This is a genomic window from Cellulosimicrobium sp. RS (genome assembly GCF_046159675.1).
Taxonomy (GTDB): domain Bacteria; phylum Actinomycetota; class Actinomycetes; order Actinomycetales; family Cellulomonadaceae; genus Cellulosimicrobium; species Cellulosimicrobium funkei.
Window position 1 is genome coordinate 100988 of record NZ_JBJXVU010000012.1, and the last position, 22789, is coordinate 123776.

Below are 22789 nucleotides of genomic sequence, written 5' to 3' on the forward strand. Positions count from 1 at the left end.
GAACGCATGAATGCATGAACGGTTCTCCTGCGAGCTGTTGGTTCGGGCGACCATGCATGAATGCATGAATGCATGCATGCGTTCATGCAGTTCACACTGCCTCGCCTGCCTTGTCCTCGTTGGCGCAGTCGCGGGACAACCGAGATTAGAAGCTCCACGTGAGTGGGGCACAGCTCGTATGTGCGCACCTAGGCTGACATCGATAGAGCGGGAGGTGCGATGGTCGAGCGTGGATCCTGCCGCACGTGCGGCGTGGAAACTGTCCGCCTGAGGTGCTTCGACGGCACTGTGCGGACATTCCACGCGCGAGAAGCCGCCAATCCCGATCTCGACGAGTCTCAGCGCTGGTACTACACGGCCACGCGCGGAGCGATCAGCGGCGCCGACGCGTCCTCGCCACCCAACAGGCCGTACCTAACCCTTCACCAGTGCCTGCGCACACGCGCCGGCTTCGGCGAGTCCACCAGAAACGAGGCCGGCACGATCCGTGCCGCCGACGCAGTCGCGCTCCGTACGGATGTCCCCACGGTCAACGACTCGGCGCTGAGCCTCACCGGCTACCGCTGGACGTACCGATGGCCGTCCCACTGGGCGCACATCATCGCAGGCCGAGCACCCCAGGCGCTGTGCGGCGCCACCGTCCTGGTGCCCGAGGAGATGAGCGAGAGGGAACGCGCGCGGATCTCGACGATGCACGTGTGCCCACGGTGCGTGCAGACGAACGCCCGCCACGAACGAACACGTCGCTAGGGGAGCACGCGCATCGACGCCGTGTGCGAAGATCTACAACGAATGCAAAGACTGCAAAGGAGTGCGAACGGTGGCGCGTAACCCGTTCAAGCCCACAGCGGGCGCCACACCGCCCCTGCTCGTCGGGCGTGATGACGACCTCGAGGAGTTCGCTGAATCCCTGGACGACGGACCAGGCGCGCCCGGACGACTGACGATCTTCACCGGCGCCCGCGGCGTCGGCAAGACCGTGATGCTCACCGAGGTCGCCGACACCGCGCTCCAGCGAGCCTGGGTGACGATCGCCGAGACCGCCACGCCCGGCCTCATCGACCGCCTCTCGGCAGCCACCTCGATGCTCTCGCGCGAGCACGATCCGACCAGCCACCGCGGCCGCAGCATCACCGGTGTCACCCTGCCGGTCGTAGGTGGAGGGGGCTGCTGCACGGATCTGTGACATCTCAGATCGCTTGCTCGCCGAGCAGGCTGGAAGGATGTTGCTGTGCCCAGGCCCTATCCCCGTGAGTTTCGTGAGGACGTCGTGCGGGTCGCCCGGAACCGTGGTCCCGGTGTGACGCTGGCACAGATCGCCCAGGACTTCGGGGTCCATGAGATGACGATCACGAAGTGGTTGCGTGCCGCCGATGTCGAGGACGGCGTGAAGCCCGGCGTCGCCTCGGAGCACGCACGGGAGTTGCGTGAGGCTCGACGTCGGATTCGGTTGCTGGAGCAGGAGAACGAGGTCCTGCGGCGGGCGGCGGCGTACCTGTCCCAGGCTCAGCTGCCGGGAAAAGGCTCTACCCGCTCGTGAGAGAGCTCGCCGCGGCCGGTGCCCCGATCAGGGTGCCGGTCGCGGTGGCGTGCCGGGTGCTCAAGCTCCACCGCCAGCACTACTACGCCTGGCTCGCCCAGCCGGTCACCGGCGGCGAGCTCGAGGAGGCGTATCTCGCGAACGCGGTCTTCGATGCCCACCGTGAGGACCCCGAGTTCGGCTACCGGCTGCTGTTCGACGAGGTGAACGCGGCCGGGCACAAGGTCAGTGAGCGCACGGTGTGGAAGATCTGCTCGGCGAACCAGTGGTGGTGCGTGTTCGGCAAGAAGCGCCGCGGGAAGAATGGGCGGCCCGGCGCGCCCGCGCACGATGACCTGGTGCGTCGCGAATTCACCGCTCCTGGCCCGAACCGGTTGTGGTTGACGGACATCACCGAGCATCCCACCGGCGAAGGCAAGGTCTACCTGTGTGCGGTCAAGGACGTGTGGTCGAACCGGATCGTGGGGTACTCCATCGCCGACCGCATGACGTCCCAGCTGGCCGTCGACGCCCTGGAATCGGCGGTCTCGCGCCGCGGGGTGCGCGTGGCCGGCTGCACCCTGCACTCGGACCGCGGCGGCCAGTTTCGAAGCCGAAAGCTGCAGCACTCCCTCTGGCGCCACCAGATGCGCGGATCCATGGGCCAGGTCGGATCAGCCGGTGACAACGCCGCCATGGAGAGCTTCTTCAGCCTGCTTCAGCGCAACGTCCTGGACCGGCAGAGATGGACCACCCGAGAGGAGCTGCGGATCGCGATCGTGACCTGGATCGAACGGACCTACCACCGTCGCCGACGCCAGGCCAGACTCGCACGATTGACCCCGATCGAGTTCGAGATCATCATGAGCCAGGCCGCCGACCAAGCTGCCTAACCAACTGTCACGGAATCATGCAGCAGCCCCGAGGCCTCACCTTCAGCCAGGCACCTGCCGTCGTCACGGCGTGGCGCGACGAGCTCGGGGGAGTGCTCGACGCACTCGAGAACCACGGCACCGGACTGCTCGTCACGATCGACGAGGTCCACCACGTCGCACGCGAAGACCTTCGCGCACTCGCCGCAACGTTCCAGCACCTGGTACGCGAAGACCGCAACGTCGCCCTCGCCTTCGCCGGTCTCCCGTCGTCGGTCTCCGACCTGCTCAACGACGACGTCCTGACCTTCCTGCGCCGCGCCACACCCGTCCACCTGGAAGACGTCGCCCTCGACGACGTCAAGACCGCCCTGCGCACCACCATCACCGACAGCGGACGCACCATCACCGACACCGCCCTCGACGCCGCCGCACAAGCCACCGGCGGCTACCCCTTCATGATCCAGCTCGTCGGCTACCACGTATGGCGCAAAGCCAGCAGCGACACCATCGACGAAGCCGCCGTCGCACTCGGCATCCCAGCCGCCCGCAAGCGACTCGGCTCCACCGTCCACGCCACGGCCCTCGCCGACCTGTCCGACGTCGACCGCACCTATCTGCTCGCCATGGCACAAGACGACGGCCCCTCCCGCACCGGAGTCATCGCGAAGCGACTACGCGTCAGCGACTCCTACGCCCAGGTCTACCGCGGCAGACTCCTCGACGCCGGCATGATCGAGACAACCAGACGCGGCTACGTCGACTTCGCCATCCCCTACCTGCGCGAATACCTCCGCGAGCACGCCGCCCAGTACGAGATGGCAAACCGCCCCGAGAACTGACCTGTACCCCGCCAGCGCGCCCTGTCGCCGCGCAGCGCGCGCTGCGGGCCACCACCCAAGGAGCAGACATGACCCTCGACGTCAACTACCCGCCTACTCACCACCCAGCCGTAGCCGTCCCTGAGCGCCAAGACGTCGAGCAGTCCCTGCTCGCCCACCTCCCTCAGCCCACAACGCCAGCCATCGGAGACCTGACCTGGCCAGGCCTCGAGGCACCCGAGAGCCTCTAGCCGAACGACTGATCGACGCCCTCGCGCTCACCCGAGCACGAGGGCATCGTCGTTCCCGGACGCGGCCGATGGCCGAATGGGGGAGCGCTGAGGTGAGGTAGTGCCCGTCTTCGACCTCGGCTGGGCGCACGGAGATCGAAAGCGTCCTAGCTCGCAAGGAAGCGCACGGTTACCCGCGGTGCTTCTCAACGTTGCGATACAGGTCGAGCAGTTCCTGCACGTCGCGTTCCTCCGCGCGCCGACGAACGTCCGGACCAGACACCCGGAACGCACACCAAGCGATCACGGCGACGTAGACGAACAAGCCCGCCACGAGCACGAGCCACTCACCGCTGTCACCGACGACCTCGTCCATGCGCTCGACCGTACCGCCCCCCTCACCCAGCTCACCGACGACCCAGGGAAGAGACAAGTCGGCGGCCGAGACTCGTGGTGGAGCTCGGCAGGGTGCGTGGTGCGCCGGCCGGTGGCCGGCCCGATCTGTGGCCGCTGCGCGGCCCGGTGCTTTCCCGCGCTGCGCGCGGGGAAGTCGTCCCCTCCTGGCTCTCCATCATCGCCCGCGCGACCCTGCGCGCAACCCGCTCGACTACGTCGCCGGCCCGTCGCCGAAACTCGTCGCCCGGCGCTCCTTCGTCGCTTCATCCGGGCGACGAGCCCCGTCGTCGGACCGTACCGCGGGTTGCACTCCGGGCCGCTTATGCGGGCGTTGATTACGGAGCCAGGAGGGGGCGAAAAACGGTCGGGACCACCCGCCACCCGCCACCTGGCAGGAAGGAGCCCCCGTGGCTCACCAGCCCGCACTCCGCGCCCGCACCGTCGCCGACGTGCTCGCCTACATCCCCGCGTGCATCGGGTACACCCCGACCGAGAGCATGGTCGTCGTCGCCCGCCGGTCGAGCACCGGCACCGTCGGCCTGGTCGCTCGCGCGGACCTGTCCGACGTCACGCCCGAGACGGCCGACATGCTCGCCGTGCACGTCGCCAACGACCGCGCCGCGTCCGCGATCATCGCCCTGTACACCGAGGACCGCGAGCAGGCCGACCGCACCCTCGCGGGCATGACCGAGGCCCTGCACGGCCAGGCCGTCGACGTGTACGACGCCGTGCAGGTCAGCGCCGACGGGTACGTCGACCTCCACGCGCCGCACCCGGTCGTGCGCCCGCTGTCGGACGTGACCTCGAGCGTGCTCGCCGCCGAACTGGTCGCCTCCGGCGTCGCCCCGGCGCGTGACCGCGCCGGGCTGCTGCCCGGCGCGGCCGACGAGGCCGCCCAGGACCTCGCCCGCAGTGCGGCCGCCAAGCACGCCGCCAAGACGCGCGACGAGCAGACCACCCACGCGCTCGCCACGTGGCGACTCGCGCTCAGCGGCCTGGTCGACGGCCCCGCGATCTACGGCGAACTCGCGCAGATGCTCACGCACATCAAGGTCCGTGACGCCGCCCTGCTGACCGCCGTCCCCGACGTCGACCCGGACACCGTGACCCAGGTTGTCACCGGGCAGAACCCGGACGACGACGCCGTGGGCCGCGCGATCGCCGCGATGGTGGACCCGAAGGTCGGCGTCCAGCCCGGTGAGGCCGCCGACGCCGCGCGCGATCTGCTCGCGCAGATCATCGCGCACGTGCCCACCAGCGCCGCCGCGTGGACGCTGTGGGGCTTCCTCACGTGGTGGACCGGGCAGAACGGCATCGCGGGCGACGCCATCGACCGCGCGCTCAGCGTCGACGACGGCTATCGCCTGGCCCTGATGCTGCGGGCCGTGCTTCGGGCGGGCCTGCCGCCCGCATGGGTCGTGCGCGAGCGCGACGCGCAGTGACACCCGGCGCGCGGCCCGTGGGACAGCCCCGCGGGCCGCGCGCCCTCCGCGCGGGGTGCTGCCCGTACCGGCCCATCGAGGGCCGGCACGAGCACCGGGGAGCTGCCGCCCCCCGGACCCCCGCCTCATCCCGACGCGCGTCCCAGCAGACCGCACCGAACCAGCCACCAGCGCCAGGCCGGGGAGCGGCCCGTGGCCGATGGGGGAGTGCCGGTAGCGGGTGCGCCTGGTGGAGCTCGGCCAGGTGCGTGGTGCGCCGGCCGGTGGCCGCCCCGATTCGGTGGCCGCTGCGCGGCCTGGTGTTCTCCCGCGCTGCGCGCGGGGGAGTCGTCCCCTCCTGGCTCTCCATCATCGACCGCGCGACCCTGCGCGCAACCGACCTCGCTGCGCGTCCCGGCCCGGCGAAACTCGGCGGCCTGCGGTCGCTGCGCTCCCTGAGCTCGGCCGGCGAGCCCCGCCGTTCCGGGACCGGTCGGTTGCGCTCTGGGCCGCTTGTGCGGTCGGTGATTACGGAGCCAGGAGGGGGCGAAAAACGGTCGGGACCACCGGCCACCCACCTGCTGGCGGGAAGGGGCACCCATGACCACCGACACCACGGCCACTCAGGCCGAGACGACCACCACCGCCGACGGCGCGGAGTTCGCCCACGTCGACCCGCGCACCCTGGTTGTCGGCGTGAACGTGCGCGCCGACGCCGACCTCACGCCCGCGTTCGTCGGCTCGATCAAGCAGCACGGAGTCCTGCAGCCCGTGCGCGTGCGCCGCGACGACGACGGCACGCTCGTCGTCCTGCACGGCCAGCGCCGCACCCTGGGCGCGATCGAGGCGGGCCAGGCGACGATCCCCGCGTACATCGTGACCAGCAGCGGCGAGGGCGCGCAGCGCATCGTGGAGCAGTTGGCCGAGAACGACCATCGCGAGGACATGCGCGACAGCCACCGCACCGCCGCCTACCGTCAGCTCTCGCTCGAGTTTGGGCTGAGCGCGGCGCAGATCGCCAAGCGCACCGGCACGAAGAAGGCCGTCGTCCAGGCCACGCTCACCGTGGCCGAGTCCCAGGTCGCCGCCGCCGTGCAGGCCAAGTACGACCTGCCGCTGGATGTGGCCGCCGCCCTGGCGGAGTTCGACGACGACACTGAGACCGTCAAGAACCTGACCGCCGTCGCGGTCAAGGAGCCTGGCCGCTTCGCCCACGAGGCTCAGCGCGCGCGTGACGAGCGCCAGCGCGCCGCCGAGGTCGCCGCCGCCCGCGAGACCCTGACCGCACAGAACGTGACCGAGGTCGAGCGCCCCGACTACAACGACGCCAAGGTCCAGCACCTGGCTCGACTCAAGCCCACCAACGACGACCCGAACGGCACCGACCTGACCCCCGAGGCGCACGCCGAGTGCCCCGGTCACGCGGCGTACATCGCCGCGCAGTGGAACCGCGTCGAGATCGTCTACGTCTGCACGAACTGGCGCACCCACGGCCACGCCGACCGCTACGGCACCACCAGCACCCAGCGCACCGGACCGATGAGCGAGGCCGAGAAGGCCGAGCGCAAGCAGGTCATCGAGAACAACAAGGCGTGGAAGTCCGCCGAGACCGTGCGCCGGACCTGGCTCGCGGAGTTCGCCCAGCGCAAGACCGCCCCCAAGGGCGCCGCCGAGTACATCGCCCACGCGATCGCCACCGAAACCCACACCCTGCGACGCGCAGGAGAGCGCGGACACACACTGGCCAGCGAATGGCTCGGCATCAAGACCGAGACCAGCCCGTACCCGACCGGACGCGGCCTGGCCGACCTCATCGCCAAGGCCACCCCCAGCCGCGCCCAGCACATCGCGCTCGTCCTCGCCCTCGCCGCACGCGAGGCCGAGACCGGCGTGCAGACCTGGCGCCGCGAAGGCGCCGAACAGACCTACCTCAGCGCACTCGAAACCTGGGGCTACACCCTCAGCGACGTCGAGCAGATCGCCCGAGGCCAGGCGCCCACCGAGTAGCACCCAGCGCGGTCCGTGGGACAGACCCGCGGGCCGCGCACCCGGGTGCGCGCGCTGCCTGCGCCGGCCCATCGAGGGCCGGCGCAGACACCGGGGAGCTGCCGCCCCCCGAACCCCCGCCTCGGCATGAGTACCGGATCAGAAGAACGCCACCGTGGCCGACGGTCGAGATTTCAACGAGGAACTTCCGAGCCTACGTGCGGCTGCCGTGATGACCAGGTGCGATTGGCCTCGAGGTGGCCGGATTCCGCGCTTTCATCGTCTGGGTCGGTTGCATAGAACCCGAACGCTCATGGCGACGAGAGGGTCGCGACTCGCCAGTTGAGGCTATTTGCGACTTCGTAGACGGAGGCTGCGAATCCGTACGGGCTGCATCCGCGGCCGTTCGGCTGCGCAGCAGGGACCCCGTTGCAGTTGTCCAGGACCCACTCCTCGTCTTCGAACCAGTAGATCCCCGAGATGACGCCCAGAGCGCGTGGTCGGAAGCCCGCGTCGACGGAAACCAAGTCGAACACGGGGCCACCGCTGTCTCCGCTGCCCCACAGCGGTTCGCCGAGTTGGTTGACGATACGAGCGACCTTTGCGCTGGTGATGTCGGTGTCCTCATACTCGACGAAATAGTCGGTTTCGACGACCTGCCCACCGCAGGTCATGCCGGAGTACGATCCCGAGCTGCAGACCTCTTGTCCGAGAAGATAGCCAGTGGAGACTGCCTCCACGCCGACGTACTGGGTGCTCGTGTACTCGCCGATGTACATGTAGGGGTTCGACCAGTCCTGCGTCAGGACGGCGCCGTCGAGGCTTGTGAGCCGGTGCGTCATGTTGCCGTAGTGGTAGGCCATGAGGCCGCCTTCAGACATGGCGGTACGGACCCATTGGGAGTTGATCGGACCGCAGTGGGCGGCGGTGACCATCCCGTAGTCGCCGGTGACCTTGTGTCGGGTGGCGAAAGCGGTGCTGCAGTTGCCACGGAGGTAGCCGTCCTGGAACCGGCTTATCCGGGCGCCGCCCAAGTGCAGGTTGTCGGACAGTCGGGCGGGGTTGTTCTGGACGTTCTCGTTGACGCGCACCGGCACGCCGGCGATCTCGCTCAGCTCGTTGGCTACTTCGTCGCGATCGGGGCTCGCGCTGCGGCGTGCACCGGTTGACGTGCTCTGGTCAAGGTCCACATAGACGCCAGAGGCGTCGGCGTTGACGCCCGCGCCGGCGACCTTTGCACCGCCCACCTCGGTGCCGGGAAGACTTGCCGCGGCCCGGCGGAGGTCTCCAGGGAGGTACGGGGCGGCAGTAACCGCCAAGTTCTCCGACGGCGTCAGGTCAGCTGGGACGTCCCCGTACCACGCGACAGACAGGTGGGACCGGTCGTCCGAGATGGCGAGCGTGCCGAGGCGGTCGTCGGAGCCGTAGCGCTTCCTGATCTCGTCGGCCTTGGCGGCCACAACCTCGGGAATGGCGGGCGTGTGAAGGTGCTGCGCCAGGTCAGACGGGTCGAGGACTGACCGTTGATCGACGGGGCCCTGTACATCGGGCTCAGGCGGCGGGACGGGCGAGTTCGTCGCGTGTGCAGCGATCCCCCCGCACAGAGAGAGCGAGACGGCGGCGACGAGCGCATAGCTGCCGCGTTGCAGCCTGGACTTCATGTTTCCCCCTACGTTGTCGTATGCGGTACCGCTTTGCCATTAACGAGAACCTCGACAGCGTCGTCGACGGAATTCTCGACCGGGATCTCCACAACGTGACTAAAAGGAACGCTATCCGCGGTGCAGCTCATGTTGTTGCTGCGCGCCATCTCGAGAGCGAGAGTTGTCGATCCTTGCCAAGCGATCCCCACCGGGATCGCTGGGCAGCTGGAACTACCCCAGGACGTGACCGTGAGCGTCGGCGGCTCGGCGGTCGGGTCGATGACTACATTCGACTGCCCCTCCGGCGGTGGCCTGAGCGTCGAGTCCTCGGTGGGAAACGAGTCGACAGCGATCGAGACAGCGGGCACGCCAGTCCTGGATGCGGGAGGCGGGTCACTAGAGGGCGCCGCACAGCCGGTGATGACGCCAACGACGAGCAACCCAGTGAAAAGCACCGGCACGTAGGCGGCTCGCCTCATTGACTATCCCCCAAAGTCAAGGTGGTGGAAGGAGAGTGCCATAAGTTCGGATGGTCGACAAGGGTCGGGCGCGCGGTCCGTGCTCGGCCGCGAACGAGTAAGGGGCACGTTGAGCGTCTGAGCGTGGCGAGACTCAGCCGCGTCGCTCGCCGAAGATCAGGGTGCTCGAGGGCGCGTTCTTGCGCGGTGCAGGGGCACGGCAGATCCCTGCGCCTTGAGGCCCGCTGCGCGGGCTGTTCGTGCCGCTGCGCGGCCCGGTGTTGTCCCGCGCTGCGCGCGGGGGAGTCGTCCCCTCCTGGCTCTCCATCATCGACCGCGCGACCCTGCGCGCAACCGACCTCGCTGCGCGTCCCGGCCCGGCGAAACTCGGCGGCCTGCGGTCGCTGCGCTCCCTGAGCTCGGCCGGCGAGCCCCGCCGTTCCGGGACCGGTCGGTTGCGCTCTGGGCCGCTTGTGCGGTCGGTGATTACGGAGCCAGGAGGGGGCGAAAAACGGTCGGGACCACCGGCCACCCACCTGCTGGCGGGAAGGGTCACCATGACCACCAACTCCGCGCACGTCTTCGGTGAGCCGATCCACGTCTACACCCGCGCCCGGGCCCTGGCCGACGGCGTCCTGGTCGACGCCGGGCCGCTGGCCGGTGAGGCAGGGTTCCGCTGGCCCGTCGCGCTCACCCAGGCGGCTCACGCCGAGGCTGTCACCTGGAACCCCGAGCACGGCCCCGGGCAGGACGAGACCGGCCGACTGTGGGACGTGCTCTGGCTCGCCACCATCGCGGCCCGCGCGGGCCGCTCCCGGTTTACCGTGGCCCGCGTCCCCAATCTCCCGGGCCAGGACGAGGCCCAGGGCCTCGACCTCGTGCTCCACGTCGGCCCCGGCGACACGGGCGAACCGGTCGTGACGATCAGCCTCCCCGGCGAGGACTGACCGCCACCGCGGCGGGCCAGCAGCGGCCCGCCGCGGCCCCACGCCCGACCGGCCCCGGCCCACGAAGGGACCACCATGACCACCGAGCACCAGACCATGCGCCAGCGCGTGGCCGCCATCAACTCCCACCCCGCCGAGCTCGAGCCCGAGCAGCGCGCCGCGCTCGAGGAGCGCGTCCGTCGCCGCCTGCCCGGCTACCCCGACCAGTACGTCATCCAGTACGCGAACGGCGATGCCGATTTCGCGCTCTGGCTCGCCCTGGTCGACGTCCGGCTCATGCGCCGAATCTGGCTCACCCACCGCGCTATCGCGGACCGCCCCTGGCGCGAGGACTACGACGCGGGCCGCGACCCCATCGACGCCGCCGACGAGGCGGCCGAGGAGGAAGCCGGCCACCACTTCGACTGAACCACCAGCGGGCCGGGCGCAAGAACGCCCGGCCCGCCCCTCACCTGAGGTATACATACAGATGCGCTAGATGTATACTTGAGGTGTTGGAAGGGCACGCAACGGCCGGAGACCACCGGCCACCCGGCACCAACGCAAAGGAGGGCCCTCGTGGCTCAGCACACCATCGCCGCCCAGGACGCGAGCCGCGCGTCGTTCGAGGCCAGCATCGAGGCCGCCAAGCGCCACGCGCGGGAGACCGGCGAGGACCTGTACGACGTGCTGGATCGGATGGACCGCAACGACGCGAGCGTCGTCCCGGCGATCCACCCCCTGATCAGCGCCGACAAGGCCCACCTGGCCCAGCGCATGCGCGGCGCCCTGTGGATCGATCCGACCGGACGCCGCACCTACACCCCGCCCGCGCGCACCCTGGGCGAGCTGCTCGCCTGACGTGCCCGGTGGGTCGGGAAGGAGACTTCCCGGCCCACCGGCTGGCCCACCCAGAACCGCACGCGAGCAGGAGAGCGCCCATGCTGACCATCACCCACACCCGCGAGGCTGGAACCCTTATCGACGGGACCGAGCGCGGCGACGGAACGAACGTCATCCTCAAGGCCAACGGCTGGCGGTTCAGCCGCAGCCTGGCCGGTTGGTTCATCCCGCAGTCGCGGGACCGCGCCGTCAAGGCGTGGAAGATCAACGCGACCGCGGCCGCGCTGCGCGAGGCCGGCCACACGGTCGAGGTCCACGTCGACGACACCGCCCGCCCGGCCGCCGTCGTCGAGGCCGACAAGATCGCCCGACAGGCCGACCGCACCGCGGCCCTGGCCGCCAAGGCTGACCGCAAGACCGCCGCCGCCGATGCCGCCTACGCCCGGCACGAGGCCGCCGTCGAGCGGCTGCCCGAGGGAGGGGAGCCGATCAAGATCGGCCACCACTCCGAGAAGCGCCACCGCCGCGACACCGAGCGCGCATGGTCCACGCTCGGCACCGCCGTCCACGCCCAGCGCGACGCCGAGGACGCCCAGGAGGCAGCGGCGACCGCCGCCGCGACGACCGGCGCCCGGTACAACCCCGTCACCGTCGGGAACAGGATCGACCGGCTGGCCGCACAGATCCGCAAGTACGAGCGCGAGCTGGTCGCGCCGGTCTACGACCTCGACACCGGATACCGGCCCGCGACCGAGCACGAGCAGGCCCGGCGCCGTCGACGCCTCGAGCCGGCCATCGCCGAGACCCGCGACAACCTCGCGCACTGGCAGGACGTGCGCGCCCAGCAGATCGCCGACGGCACCGTCACCGCATACGGGCCGCACAACGTCGCCAAGGGCGACGAGGTCAAGATCGGCCACTGGTGGCGACGCGTCGCCCGCGTCAACGCCAAGTCCGTGAGCGTCGAGACCGACTACTCCTGGACCGACCGCGCCCCGTGGCACGAGGTCACCGACCACCGCCCGGCCCAGGCCACGTGACCGACAGCCAGGGCGGGCCGCACCCGGCCCGCCCTGGCCCAGCCCGTACCGACACCAGGAGAACCGCCATGACCACCGCCACCGCACCCCGAACCCGTAGGCTCACCCGTGCACGCCGCGCCGCCGTGGGGGACTTGCCGCCCCCCACACCCCCCGCCTCCGGCGCGGCTCACCACCGCCTGCAACCCCGAGGTGCCCTTCCCATGACCACCCGCCGCGTCGACGCGCTGCCCGACGAGCACGCCGGCCCGATCCTCGAGCTGCTCGAGCGCGTGCGCGCAGCCGCGACCGCGCCTGACGGCGATGGGGGAGCGTGGGCCGCGGCCGAAGCGGGGCAAGCCCGGGTCCGCACCGGGTACAAGGCCGCCCGCCGCACCCTGTCCGCCGGGCAGTACGCCGCGCACACCCTGCGCCTGCTCGCCCTGACCCAGCCCGAGGCCGACCGCGAACCGTGGACCAACGCCCTGGCCCACGCCGGCGCACCGATCGGCTCTTGGGACTGGGACGAGCGCATGCAAGGCGCGCTCGACCTGCGCCGCACCTTCAAGGACCTGCCCGAGCCGCTGCCCGAGACCGTGCGCTCGGTCCGGCTCGTGTCCGCCTGGCTCACCCACGCCAGCGGCACCGGGCTCGTGCCTGTCACCGCCCGCCTCGCCGCCCACGTCCTCGAGCTCGAGCCCGACGGCGACGTCCTCGCCGCCGCCTGGTACGCCACCCACGGCACCCGGCTCCTGGCCGAGCTCACTGCCAACGGCACACCCACCAGCGGAGCGCCCGACCTCGACGAAGCCCACCAACGCGCACTCCTGCGCACCGCCGTGCGCGGCCTCTATAGCGCGCAGCTGCTCACCAAGGTCGACCTCGCCGCCCGCGCCGGCGTCACACGGCGCACCCTCGACGCTTGGACGGCCAGTGCAGAGGCTCAGACGTAGATCGCGAGGGGAACCACGCGGAACGACTCGCCGCTGACCCGAGAACTGAACGTCAGGTCGACTTGGCTCGCGTCGAAAGATCCCTCGTTCGGTTCAAGGTTGTCGGCGGCGGTCGCGATGAACTTGGCCAACGCATCGACGCCGTCGGCCCCGATGCGGGACAGGAGCTTGTTGCGCCGAAGGATGGGCGCGTCGGCCTCCAGGCTGGACGTAACCTTGCCTAAGACGGTGAACTCGCCATCCAGGATGCGATCCTCATCATCGACCGTGAAATGTCCGGTGTCACAGATGGTGACCGCAGTGACCGTCGCGTCGCCAGAGGCGATCGCGCCGTAGTACTCCCGTGTCGTCGTGCTGCGGAAGTCGGTCTTGACGGCCCGTGTGATCGCCCCGGCCAGTTCTCCTCGCGCCCCGGCCTCAAGGTCGATTCTGAGGGCCGCCTTCTGTACGTCCTCGTGGGTCCCGTAACCCTCGAACAGCTTCGCCTCGGACAGCTTGTGCTGGGTTCGTGTGATCGTCTCCACGAGCTCGGGCGTTACAACGTCCATGAGCGTCGTCACCTCGCTGGGGCGGAACCACGCTCGGTACTCAACGAAATCGCCCGCCTTGAGGTGTCGTGCATCGTCAAGGTTGGCGACCGTCCGCAGCACCTCAGCGTCGCGCAGTGCCTTGCGCACGAGGTTGAGGTAGTACGCCTGCGAGTAGACGAAGTTCTGCACCGCACGCGTACTCGTCGCACTTGCTCCCTCGTGGCCTCGCAGGTAGCTGTAGTCCGCTTGTGCCTTCACCTTGGCGATCAAGGGCGTATTGGCCTCACCGGCAACCTGAACCCCGGCATTGTGCTCGCTCTTCTGCCCTGTCGATGACGTACCTTCGTTCTCGAACGTCTCGTCGACCACCAAGGGACGCTCGAAGAACTGCTGGACCACGCCGGCTACGTGCTCACCGTGCTGATAGATCGTCACGGTAGGCGCAAGTACTTGGTCCTTGACCTGCTCTTCTGGGGACAGCGGCTCCGTCGTCATGAAGCATGACGATTCCATAAGCACGGCGGGGACTTGGCGTTTGTGGTCTCCGTGTCGCAGCCGGCCGTTGCGCCTGAATAGGCTCCGCGTCTCGTCAATCAGAAGCTGCGCCGGGGGCGTCCTGGGCCACGCCGGCGGTCTTCAATCCCTTCGAGGCTTGCAGCAGTCCAGACTGGGCCGCCGTTGAGCTGGCCCTCAGCCTTGGGGAGCCAGTCTGCGCCGCGGTGGCGCGCTGAACGCAGGGACGCGTGGGCCATGCCGAGCCGTTGGGCCAGACGAGCCACGTCGTACAGCCCGCCCGGCCCGGGACCCGGATCGCGCGGGCCGTCCGGCCGAGATTCCTTGCTCACCCGGCCACGGTAACAGCACGCTCTCGTTCTGCTTCTGTTAAACTGCAACGCGTCCGTTCTGATTGATGGAGGTCGTCGTGTCCCACGTTGAGCCGGTGAACCGCGCTGCTGCTGGCCCCTCGGTCCGGATCCGCGACGCGGTCCGGCGCCGGTTCGATCGAGGCTCGGAGGAGGGTCAGGCTGAGCCGGGGGAGGGCTACGAGTCGTTCCCGCGCTGGCCGGTGGTTGCTCTCGCTGCAGGCGCGTTCGTCGCGATCTGGGGTGGGTGGGTCGACTTGGGCCGGATGGCCGGCTTCGGTCCGGTGAACCTGTTGCCCGGGATCATGGACCTGACGGTGAACCTCGCGATCACCCTGCCGCTGGGCATGGAGGTCTACGCTGCGTTCGCGCTCGGCGTGTGGCTCACGCACCGCAACGTCCGTCCGGCCGCGCGGACGTTCGCGGGATGGTCGGTCCTGGCCTCGCTGGTGATCGGCGCCGCGGGCCAGATCACCTATCACCTGCTCCACGCCGCTGGCATCGAACGGGCGCCCTGGCAGGTCGTGGTCGGTGTCGCGTGCGTGCCGGTCGCCGTCATGGGTATGGGCGCCGCGCTGGCCCACCTGCTGGGCGTGCGCCGGCCCCGGCCGGCCCTGCCTGTGGTCGAGGAAACCGCGACGGCCGAGGCGAGCACGTCGACGCCCTCGACCGCTCCCGCGAGCATGACGGAGTCGGCGCCGATCGCGGAGCTGTCTCCGGTTCCGGCCGTCGTCGAGCCGGCCGTCGAGCCGGTCGTCGTCGTGGCGAGCCAGGTGCAGGACGAGCCTGGCCAGGAGCTGGACCCGGCCGCCATGACCACGGAGCAGCGCGACGCGTTCATCCTCGAGCTCGCGCGCGACGCTCGCTCCGAGCGTGACATCGCGGCGCGCGTGCCGTGGTCGCGGTCCACCGTGAACCGCGTCCTGCGCAAGCACGACGTCGTGCTGAACCCGCCGAACCAGGCTCGGCTGGAGTGGGCCACCGACCGTGGGGAGGCGGCTCTGGCGTGAACCGCGGGTGCGCCGCGACAGGTCGCCGCGCACAACACGTCGCGGCCCTGCGGGCCGCGGCTGGAGCATCATCTGTCTTCGGTCCGTCCCTGGCTGCGAGTGTGGCCGGCCGTCCCCGGGCGCAAGCCGGCTCCGCTGCGCTGCGGCCCGCCCATCCGCGACGTTCTCGGCTGCGCTCCTTCGTCGCTGAGCCCGCCGAGAACGTCGCGCCCGCGCGGGCGTCCCGACTCGCTCGCGGTGCTCGCGCCCTGCGGGTGCGTCCGGGGACGGCTTCCAGCCAACGCTCTGGCTGCAGGGACGGTCCGAAAAACGACGTGGGGGAGGGCATCATGACCAGCCAGGGGATCGAGGTCACCGTGTACAGCAAGCCGGCGTGCGTGCAGTGCGACGCGACGTACCGCGCTCTGGACAAGAAGGGGATCGCGTACACCGTGGTGGACATCAGCGCCGACGCCCTCGCGCTCGAGCGGGTGCGTGCCCTGGGGCACCTCCAGGCCCCGGTCGTCGTCGCCGGTGACGTGTCGTGGTCCGGGTTTCGGCCCGACCAGGTCAATGCCCTCGCGAACCAGGCGATATTCGTCCCTGGTGCAATCGCCGATCCCGGGGCACTAGCCCTCGGCACGAGCGATGAGGGAAGCCTGCTCTGTGGTGAATCGGGTCTAACTCTTGACCGACGACCCGCTATGGCTTGACGTGCCGTTGAGTGTGGTATGTACTTCAGCCACCGAGGGTGGGCAGGCGTACGACAGGACCAATCGGTTCCACCTTCGGGCCAAGCAACGACGCGTTGGTCGCACTCTTAAAGGGGGAGTCTTGAAGGCTGTCTATGTACGGCGGTTTGCTGTTCCCGCGGTCGTCGTAGGTCTCGCGATGGCGGGTGTTTCGACCGCAAGCGCGAGCACCGAGGATCCGGCGGGTAGCGAGATCATCGACCCGAACGAGCTGACCTGGGTCGGGACTGAGAATGCCGACGGTACAACGCGGACGTACGGCGACGTGGAGCGCCAAGCGGTCAACGACGCGTTCCGGGCGGAGCAGGAAGCGCTGATCGGGCAGGAGATCGGTTCGTCCGGGGCTGAGGTCGTCGAGCCTGACGAGCTGACCTGGGTCGGTTCGATCGAACCCGATGGCAGCATCCGCATGTACGACGACGCCGAGCGCCAAGCCGTCAACGACGCGTTCACGCAGGAGCAGGCAGAGCTGATCGAGGAAGAGTCGGCTGCGGCGCCCGGTCCAGGCATGATCTCGCCGTTCACGACCTCGGTGGCGTGCACAACCACTCGGTACAAGGTCGTCGCTCAGTACCCGTTCGAAGGTCCGGCGTGGCGTGGCTTCTGCTACACGGGTTATGGGACTCTCACTGTTTCGGCGATGCACTCCGCCGTCCTCGGTGTCTGCCCAGGGCCCCAGACCGGGCGGATCTACGCTCACTTTGGCGACGGCACGAGGGATTGGTCCACGTGGCGTGGACCCTTCCCGAACAACACCTCGAACTGCTTCAACTTTGCGAAGCAGACCAACGCCTACTCCAGGGTGGCGATCTGGCAGCCCGGTGCCCCTGCGCCGGTCTCTGTGAACCCGCTCGCGCCCATCGCGAAGTAGTTCACGCAAGGCCGAACTCAGCCACAGACTTCGACAAGGCGGGAGTGGGGCGCACCATCCGGTGTGCCCCACTCCCGCCTTGTTAGGTCCTGGGATACCGCTGATCTGTGGAAGGTTCACGGTTCACAGACGCGAAGCCTTGGAGCTCGGCGCGTGCCCGCGATGCTTGGTCGACGGCGATCAGCGAAGCGATGGTCGGGACGATGGCGCTCACGATGACGGAGGCGATGCCTTGGATGTCGTGGCCGGCGGCGATGAGCCAGGCGAGGATCGCGGTGATGGCCACGAGCGTGGCGCAGACGATGGCGATGGTGATGTGGGTGGTGCGCATGTGGACTGCTCCTGTCAGTCGAGGCCGAGGCTTGCCCAGGTGAGTGGGCCGACGATGCCGTCGGGGTCGAGGCCTGCGCGCCGCTGGTACTCGGTGACGACTGCGCGAGTTTTGGGGCCGAAGCTCCCGTCCACAGCGAGGTCGCGCGCGTAGGCGGGGTAGTGGGCCTTGAGGTGCTGTTGCAGGTCGCGCACATGCTGGCCCGTGCTGCCCTCGCGCAGGACCGGACGGCCGCTGCCGCCGGCCGCTGCCCCCGCGGTACCGAGGGTCAGGCCACGGTCGCGGTAGTAGGCCTGGGGGTCGGTGTGGGTGCTGCCGGTCCAGACCTCGAAGTGCAGGTGGGGCCCGGTCGCGGTCCCGGTCGATCCGACATCGCCAATGTGGGTGCCGGCGCCGACGCGGGCCCCTTCGGCGACGCGCCGGCGTGACAGGTGCAGGTAGTAGGTCGTGGGACCGGCGTCGCCGCGGATCCCGACCCAGTTCCCGCGCGATCCGTCGCGCCGGGACGCGGTGACCAGACCGGCGTGCGCGGCCTTGACGGGTGTGCCGCTCGGAGCGGCGATGTCGGTGCCGGTGTGTGGTGTGCGCTTGCCGGTGATCGGGTGCGTGCGCGGTCCGTAGCGCGAGCTGATGCGCCCAGCGACCGGGTTGACGAGCTGACTCATCGGGCCCCCTCCAATGTAGTGAAGCCGCAGGTCACCGGGTCGTGGCCTGCACGTGGGGAGGAGTGTGCACGGCGCCACCCACATGCTACGTTCGAACACACGTTCGAATCAGTCGTGTCAGTGGGCGCTGGCAGGGTCTGGTTCCACGTCCCGGCCGCAGCCGATCTGCGGGGGGCACCGGGTATGCGAGCAAGGGAACGGAGCAACACATGACTACTCAGATCGGACCGACGGCCATCGCGGCGGACGATCCGCCCGTCGACCAGCGCGTCCTGGATGTGCAGGAGTGGCTGAACGCCACGTACGGGCCGGCGGCAGGAGCGCAGTGGATCCGGGTGCCCGAGACGGGACGCACCGGCTGGTCGACGATGTACGGGCTCACGCGCGCGCTGCAGCACGAGCTCGGGATCGCGACCCTGTCGAACAACTTCGGGGATGGGACACTCGCCGCACTGACGACCCAGTTCCCGACGATCAACTCCTCCACGACGTCGAGCAACCCCGCAAAGCTCTCCCGCGTCGTGAAGATCATCCAGGGTGGCCTGTACTGCAAGGGGTACAACCCGAACGGGCTCGACGGCGGGTACGGTCCTGGCTGCACGAGCGCCGTCGCTTCACTGCGTTCGGACATGGGTCTGACTGCGGTTGGGACGATGATCCCGAAGGTGTTCAAGGGCCTACTGACCATGGACGCCTACGTACTGCTGCCTGGAGGCACCTCCGCTGCACGCGGCGTGCAGCAGTGGCTCAATGCGACCTACCTGTCACGCAAGAACTTCTTCGTCATGCCGTGCGACGGCCTGTACTCGCGCAACACCCAGAAGGCTCTCGTGTACGCCCTGCAGTACGAGATCGGGCTGACCGACGCCGAGGCCACTGGCACTTTCGGGCCGGGTACACGCGGTGGCATCAGCGAATCGGGACTCTTCGGCGTGGGGGCACAGGACTCGGGCGGCAGCCAGTGGGTGCGCCTGTTCCACGCGGCGCTCATCTTCAACAAGATCGCCGTCGCATTCGACTCTGTCTTCAGCTCTGCAGACTCCATGTCCGTCACGGCGTTTCAGAACTTCTGCAAGCTCGCCCCCACCGGGGCTGCGGACTACCAGACGTGGTGCTCGCTCTTGGTCTCCAACGGAGACCCCGAGCGCCCGGGAACTGCTTGCGACGGCATCACCGAGGTGACCGCCCCTCGAGCAGCGACACTCTGGAACTCGGGATACCGATACGTCGGTCGCTACCTGACGAACGCGCTGAACTCACAGCTCAACAAGAAGATCCAACCCGGCGAGCTCTCGACGATTTTCAGCGCGGGGCTGAGGGTCTTCCCCATCTACCAGACCTACGGAGGAGAAGCCTCGTACTTCAACGCTACGCAGGGTCGAGCCGACGCACGGGACGCGTTCAACGCCGCGCTCGCCCACGGCTTCAAGCGAGGCACGGTCGTCTACTTCGCAGTCGACTACGACGCCCAGGACGCGGAGATCGACGCGAACATCCTCCCGCACTTCCGCGCCATCGCTGCTGCGATGGCCGAACTGGGCAGTAAGTACCGAGTGGGCGTGTACGGTTCACGCAATGTCTGCGCACGCGTCTCGGCGCGAGGCTACGCCAAGCTCAGCTTCGTGTCGGGGATGTCGACAGGCTTCAGCGGCAACCTGGGCTACCTGCTGCCGTCCAACTGGGCCTTCGATCAGATCGCTACCAAGACGATCGGCACGGGCACCGGGCTGATCAACATCGACAACAACATCGCGTCAGGCCGCGACATCGGCCAGAGCGTGGTCGACGTGGACGCCCCCGTTCTTGACGTTCCGACGCCGCTCGCCTCGATTCCCAACTACAGCACCTTCATCCAGGACTACTTCTGGTGGTTCGAGCAGGCCACGACCCCGATCCAGCAGGCCGTCGTCTTGCATCCTCCCCAGGACGTCTTCGAGGCAATCCTCGGGCAGCACGATGACCTCCTCACGTCCCTGGCGCGGGGCTACGGGATGCGCAAGTCTCTCATCGAGACCGCTGTTCTCTGGGAAAGCTCAGTAGAGAACATCCTTGACGTGGGCACGGACGCGATCGTCCGGGCAACGTACGCGTATCTCGAGCAGAAGGAGTGGTGGGACGGGCTCAGCGCAGCGGAGCAGGCGGTCACACCGGCTCCCGTGCCGCCTCCTGTGCAGAGGCGAGACGCTTCTACGGGGGTCAGTCAGATCTTCGCCTGGGTCGCTGCCGAAGTCATCGACTGGGCGCGGGCTCTTGGTCTGACCGACGAGCCCAGCTACGACGTCGACGACTGGCACCAGCAGCGTGATCTCTGGATGCGGCTCAACGAGGACGACGCCTTCAACATCCGGATGTGCGCGCTCGTCCTGCTTTGGTCCGCCGCGGACCGAGGCATCGACATCTCCCAGCCCACGTTCTTCACGGACCAAGAGATCAAGGACACGCTGGCCCGATACAACGGGACCAACCAGGACGCGATCGCCTACGGCGAGCGGAGCTTCGGGCTCTACTCGTTCCTCGAAAGCCGCCTGAACGGTCCCGCAAGAGCCGCAGCGCTGTAGCTCACTCCGAGGCCCACGCTCGGCGCGAACGCCCAGCGTGGGCCTCGAGGCTACAGGCGTAGCGATCGCTTGAACGACAGATCGACGATCAGTATTGAATCTTCGATCTCGACCGATGCGCAAACCTGCCGGCGGTCGAATAGTGCGACTGTCTCGCAGTTCCCGTGCATCTGGAGGAGGTCGTCGCCGGCCGCAGTAGGGAGACGCTCCGAGTCGAACTGCAGTCGAAGCCAGCACCCTCCCGATGCGCACTCAATGCTCTGGCTCGTCGGCTCCACACCCGGTGGTAGGTGCGCCTGGCTAATCGTTGGCGTGGACGTGTCGTCAATCTCGACGGAGACAACCGGCGCGACCAGGCCGACACCAAGTGCGAGCCCAACGATGGCGACCGCTCCGATGCACCACCACATTGCCCGACGCCGCATGTCGATCCTCTCCGCAACATGTCCGGTCGCGACCGGTCTACCGTGCGCGACGATATCAAGCAGTTACGCCTGAACTGGTGTCGGCCTCTCGGGTGTCGGGCGAGGTGAGAGTGATCTCCGGATCACTGCTCAGGCGTCGCCACGATCTCCATCCCCGCGTGCACTGGATATCAGATTCTTGCATCTGATACAACGATCTCATGGACGATCTCCGTGCTTCGGCTCCCTCGGTGCTTGAACGCAACGTGGTGGCGCTGGATCCGGCGCAGGCAGTGCTGGAGGCGATGTTGGAGGGGTGGGGGAGGCAGCAACGTGCTCGCTTCCTTCGGGATGCGACGATCACGGCGCGGCTGCGCATGGTGCGGCGCTTCGTCCAGTTCAGCGGGCTGTACCCGTGGCAGTGGGGGCCGGCCGAAGGTGAGGCGTGGATCAGCTCGCTGCGGTCGGGGCCCGCCCCGCGGGCCTTGTCTACCCTCCGCAACTACGAGATCTCCATCCGGATGTTCTGCGCCTATGTGCGTGATCCCCGGTACGAGTGGGGCGCCGAGTGTGTTCGAAGGTTCGGGGCCGCGCCGCGGGAGGTGTTTCACGAGGACAACTCGGTGCTGCACAAGGATGAGTACGAGGGTGAGCCGAGGCGTCGGCCGCTGACGTTCGACGAGGTCCAGGCGCTGTTCGACGCTGCTGACGGGTCGGTCGATGAGATCCGGCGCAGGGGTCGGAAGGGTTCGCTGTCCGCGCTGCGGGACTCGGCGTTGCTCAAGACCTGTTACGCGTTCGGGCTGCGTCGCGGCGAGCTCTTCGGTGCCGACCTGGTCGATCTGCGCGGGAACGCGAAAGCCCCGCGGTTTGGGCGTGTCGGGACTTTTGCGGTCCGGCATGGCAAGGCGTCGCGCGGCGGTCCTTCGAAGCGGCGCACTGTGCTGCTCGTGCCGGAGATGGACTGGGTGGTGGACGTGTTGGCGCACTACTTGCAGGAGGTGCGGGGGCCGCTGGGGAAGGACGCGTCGCCGGCGTTGTGGGTGAGCGAGCGCGGCACGCGGTTGTCGCGCAGGGCGATCAACGAGGCCTTCACTACGGCGCGCGACGCTGCGGGACTTGACGGCGGTTTGGATCTGCACTGTCTTCGGCACTCGTACGTGACGCACCTGATCGAGTTCGACTACCCGGTGCGGTTCGTGCAGGAGCAGGTGGGGCATGCCCACGCTTCGACGACGTCGATCTACACCGGTGTGTCGGCGTCCTACCGCAACCAGCTGCTGGCACGGGCACTGGACACGATCTATGGCGAGCACTTGGAGCAAGCATGATCAAGAAGATGGGCTACGAGTGGCACCTGCGGCTGCGAATGGCTGAGCACGGCCTGTACGCGACGAGCGAGCTGCAGCCGCTGCTCGCCGAACGCGGGATTGTGCTCTCGCGTGAGCAGGTCTATCGCCTTGTGACCCAGGCCCCGCAGCGTCTGAGTCTGGACACTTTGGTCGCGCTCTGCGACATCCTCGCGTGCACGCCGAACGATCTCATCACGCCCAAGGTCGTCAACGAGGAGATCCGCAAGGACGCGACCACCGGGGCACCCGTGACCCCGTTGAAGCCGCAGGCGCGTCGGACACAGATCCGCCGACCTCGGCACGACTCGGCGCCGTGACGGGTGGCGACCGCGTTCGTTGGCCGGTCGAGTCTGAGGCTGTGGTGCGTGAGCGGATCGTCCGCGTCGT

At 68.7% G+C, this 22789-nt stretch carries 21 protein-coding genes and 1 pseudogene; 17 read left to right on the forward strand and 5 right to left on the reverse strand.

Annotated features, from left to right (window positions below):
- Positions 1–219 precede the first annotated feature (219 nt).
- From ACI769_RS17560 to ACI769_RS17575, 4 genes are all read left to right on the forward strand, one after another.
- Positions 220–750 (forward strand): hypothetical protein, encoded by a 531-nt coding sequence (locus ACI769_RS17560; RefSeq protein WP_409142035.1) that lies wholly within the window; start codon positions 220–222, stop codon positions 748–750.
- 70 nt (positions 751–820) lie between these two features.
- Positions 821–1186, forward strand: a complete 366-nt coding sequence (locus tag ACI769_RS17565; RefSeq protein WP_409142036.1) for an ATP-binding protein — start codon at positions 821–823, stop codon at positions 1184–1186.
- A 45-nt stretch (positions 1187–1231) separates the two neighbouring features.
- Positions 1232–2412, forward strand: a protein-coding gene (locus tag ACI769_RS17570; RefSeq protein WP_409142037.1) for an IS3 family transposase whose coding sequence is annotated in 2 segments (ribosomal slippage) — positions 1232–1516 and positions 1519–2412 — 1179 coding nt in all. Because the reading frame shifts where the segments join, the coding sequence is not laid out codon by codon here.
- Between the two features lie 17 nt (positions 2413–2429).
- Positions 2430–3233 carry an ATP-binding protein gene (locus tag ACI769_RS17575; protein WP_409142038.1) on the forward strand — a complete coding sequence of 268 codons (804 nt, stop codon included), beginning with the start codon at positions 2430–2432 and terminating at the stop codon, positions 3231–3233.
- Positions 3234–3632: 399 nt separating this feature from the next.
- Here ACI769_RS17575 and ACI769_RS17580 read toward each other — a convergent pair whose 3' ends face one another.
- Positions 3633–3818 carry a hypothetical protein gene (locus ACI769_RS17580; protein ID WP_211934215.1) on the reverse strand — a complete coding sequence of 62 codons (186 nt, stop codon included), beginning with the start codon at positions 3816–3818 and terminating at the stop codon, positions 3633–3635.
- A 427-nt stretch (positions 3819–4245) separates the two neighbouring features.
- On the opposite strand from ACI769_RS17580, the gene ACI769_RS17585 reads away from it, so the two are divergent.
- Positions 4246–5280: a DUF4192 domain-containing protein gene (locus tag ACI769_RS17585; protein WP_211934216.1), complete on the forward strand. Its 1035-nt coding sequence runs from the start codon at positions 4246–4248 to the stop codon at positions 5278–5280.
- A gap of 579 nt (positions 5281–5859) precedes the next feature.
- On the forward strand, positions 5860–7266 hold the full coding sequence (locus ACI769_RS17590; protein ID WP_211934217.1) for a ParB/RepB/Spo0J family partition protein: 1407 nt from the start codon (positions 5860–5862) through the stop codon (positions 7264–7266).
- A 290-nt stretch (positions 7267–7556) separates the two neighbouring features.
- Here ACI769_RS17590 and ACI769_RS17595 read toward each other — a convergent pair whose 3' ends face one another.
- Positions 7557–8906 carry a hypothetical protein gene (locus tag ACI769_RS17595; RefSeq protein ID WP_211934218.1) on the reverse strand — a complete coding sequence of 450 codons (1350 nt, stop codon included), beginning with the start codon at positions 8904–8906 and terminating at the stop codon, positions 7557–7559.
- A gap of 997 nt (positions 8907–9903) precedes the next feature.
- On the opposite strand from ACI769_RS17595, the gene ACI769_RS17600 reads away from it, so the two are divergent.
- From ACI769_RS17600 to ACI769_RS17620, 5 genes are all read left to right on the forward strand, one after another.
- Positions 9904–10293: a DUF6573 family protein gene (locus tag ACI769_RS17600; protein WP_211934219.1), complete on the forward strand. Its 390-nt coding sequence runs from the start codon at positions 9904–9906 to the stop codon at positions 10291–10293.
- Positions 10294–10368: 75 nt separating this feature from the next.
- Positions 10369–10701 (forward strand): hypothetical protein, encoded by a 333-nt coding sequence (locus tag ACI769_RS17605; RefSeq protein ID WP_211934220.1) that lies wholly within the window; start codon positions 10369–10371, stop codon positions 10699–10701.
- Between the two features lie 150 nt (positions 10702–10851).
- Positions 10852–11133: a hypothetical protein gene (locus ACI769_RS17610; protein WP_211934221.1), complete on the forward strand. Its 282-nt coding sequence runs from the start codon at positions 10852–10854 to the stop codon at positions 11131–11133.
- An 80-nt stretch (positions 11134–11213) separates the two neighbouring features.
- On the forward strand, positions 11214–12155 hold the full coding sequence (locus ACI769_RS17615) for a DUF3560 domain-containing protein (protein WP_211934222.1): 942 nt from the start codon (positions 11214–11216) through the stop codon (positions 12153–12155).
- A gap of 203 nt (positions 12156–12358) precedes the next feature.
- Positions 12359–13087, forward strand: coding sequence for a hypothetical protein (locus ACI769_RS17620; protein WP_211934223.1), 729 nt, complete (start codon positions 12359–12361; stop codon positions 13085–13087).
- On the opposite strand, the gene ACI769_RS17625 is transcribed toward ACI769_RS17620, so the two are convergent.
- Positions 13078–14112 carry a hypothetical protein gene (locus ACI769_RS17625; RefSeq protein WP_211934224.1) on the reverse strand — a complete coding sequence of 345 codons (1035 nt, stop codon included), beginning with the start codon at positions 14110–14112 and terminating at the stop codon, positions 13078–13080. The genes ACI769_RS17620 and ACI769_RS17625 overlap by 10 nt on opposite strands.
- A gap of 415 nt (positions 14113–14527) precedes the next feature.
- On the opposite strand from ACI769_RS17625, the gene ACI769_RS17630 reads away from it, so the two are divergent.
- From ACI769_RS17630 to ACI769_RS17640, 3 genes and pseudogenes are all read left to right on the forward strand, one after another.
- Complete coding sequence (locus ACI769_RS17630) at positions 14528–15490, forward strand: hypothetical protein (protein ID WP_211934225.1); 963 nt, start codon at positions 14528–14530, stop codon at positions 15488–15490.
- 344 nt (positions 15491–15834) lie between these two features.
- A pseudogene (gene nrdH, locus ACI769_RS17635) lies at positions 15835–16056 on the forward strand (glutaredoxin-like protein NrdH); the annotation flags it as partial.
- A gap of 247 nt (positions 16057–16303) precedes the next feature.
- Positions 16304–17092, forward strand: a complete 789-nt coding sequence (locus tag ACI769_RS17640; RefSeq protein WP_128082762.1) for a hypothetical protein — start codon at positions 16304–16306, stop codon at positions 17090–17092.
- Positions 17093–17174: 82 nt separating this feature from the next.
- On the opposite strand, the gene ACI769_RS17645 is transcribed toward ACI769_RS17640, so the two are convergent.
- Complete coding sequence (locus ACI769_RS17645; RefSeq protein ID WP_034652986.1) at positions 17175–17423, reverse strand: hypothetical protein; 249 nt, start codon at positions 17421–17423, stop codon at positions 17175–17177.
- A 14-nt stretch (positions 17424–17437) separates the two neighbouring features.
- Positions 17438–18088 carry a peptidoglycan DD-metalloendopeptidase family protein gene (locus ACI769_RS17650; protein WP_051876644.1) on the reverse strand — a complete coding sequence of 217 codons (651 nt, stop codon included), beginning with the start codon at positions 18086–18088 and terminating at the stop codon, positions 17438–17440.
- Positions 18089–18297: 209 nt separating this feature from the next.
- On the opposite strand from ACI769_RS17650, the gene ACI769_RS17655 reads away from it, so the two are divergent.
- From ACI769_RS17655 to ACI769_RS17665, 3 genes are all read left to right on the forward strand, one after another.
- A complete protein-coding gene (locus ACI769_RS17655) occupies positions 18298–20646 on the forward strand; it encodes a glycoside hydrolase domain-containing protein (RefSeq protein WP_409142039.1) in 2349 nt (782 codons plus the stop codon).
- Positions 20647–21271: 625 nt separating this feature from the next.
- Positions 21272–22381 (forward strand): tyrosine-type recombinase/integrase, encoded by a 1110-nt coding sequence (locus ACI769_RS17660; protein WP_155100191.1) that lies wholly within the window; start codon positions 21272–21274, stop codon positions 22379–22381.
- Complete coding sequence (locus tag ACI769_RS17665) at positions 22378–22719, forward strand: helix-turn-helix transcriptional regulator (RefSeq protein WP_155100190.1); 342 nt, start codon at positions 22378–22380, stop codon at positions 22717–22719. Before ACI769_RS17660 ends, ACI769_RS17665 begins: the two co-directional genes overlap by 4 nt.
- Positions 22720–22789 lie beyond the last annotated feature (70 nt).

Bases quoted from the DNA above. Each gene is read 5' to 3' on its own strand.
- ACI769_RS17560 (WP_409142035.1), top strand. From the start codon at position 220: ATGGTCGAGCGTGGATCCTGCCGCACGTGCGGCGTGGAAACTGTCCGC.
- ACI769_RS17595 (WP_211934218.1), bottom strand. From the start codon at position 8,906: ATGAAGTCCAGGCTGCAACGCGGCAGCTATGCGCTCGTCGCCGCCGTC.
- ACI769_RS17600 (WP_211934219.1), top strand. From the start codon at position 9,904: ATGACCACCAACTCCGCGCACGTCTTCGGTGAGCCGATCCACGTCTAC.
- ACI769_RS17655 (WP_409142039.1), top strand. From the start codon at position 18,298: ATGACTACTCAGATCGGACCGACGGCCATCGCGGCGGACGATCCGCCC.
- ACI769_RS17665 (WP_155100190.1), top strand. From the start codon at position 22,378: ATGATCAAGAAGATGGGCTACGAGTGGCACCTGCGGCTGCGAATGGCT.
- ACI769_RS17590 (WP_211934217.1), top strand. From the start codon at position 5,860: ATGACCACCGACACCACGGCCACTCAGGCCGAGACGACCACCACCGCC.
- ACI769_RS17630 (WP_211934225.1), top strand. From the start codon at position 14,528: ATGGAGGTCGTCGTGTCCCACGTTGAGCCGGTGAACCGCGCTGCTGCT.
- ACI769_RS17660 (WP_155100191.1), top strand. From the start codon at position 21,272: ATGGACGATCTCCGTGCTTCGGCTCCCTCGGTGCTTGAACGCAACGTG.
- ACI769_RS17580 (WP_211934215.1), bottom strand. From the start codon at position 3,818: ATGGACGAGGTCGTCGGTGACAGCGGTGAGTGGCTCGTGCTCGTGGCG.
- ACI769_RS17620 (WP_211934223.1), top strand. From the start codon at position 12,359: ATGACCACCCGCCGCGTCGACGCGCTGCCCGACGAGCACGCCGGCCCG.
- ACI769_RS17615 (WP_211934222.1), top strand. From the start codon at position 11,214: ATGCTGACCATCACCCACACCCGCGAGGCTGGAACCCTTATCGACGGG.
- ACI769_RS17575 (WP_409142038.1), top strand. From the start codon at position 2,430: ATGCAGCAGCCCCGAGGCCTCACCTTCAGCCAGGCACCTGCCGTCGTC.
- ACI769_RS17650 (WP_051876644.1), bottom strand. From the start codon at position 18,088: ATGAGTCAGCTCGTCAACCCGGTCGCTGGGCGCATCAGCTCGCGCTAC.
- ACI769_RS17645 (WP_034652986.1), bottom strand. From the start codon at position 17,423: ATGCGCACCACCCACATCACCATCGCCATCGTCTGCGCCACGCTCGTG.
- ACI769_RS17605 (WP_211934220.1), top strand. From the start codon at position 10,369: ATGACCACCGAGCACCAGACCATGCGCCAGCGCGTGGCCGCCATCAAC.
- ACI769_RS17625 (WP_211934224.1), bottom strand. From the start codon at position 14,112: ATGACGACGGAGCCGCTGTCCCCAGAAGAGCAGGTCAAGGACCAAGTA.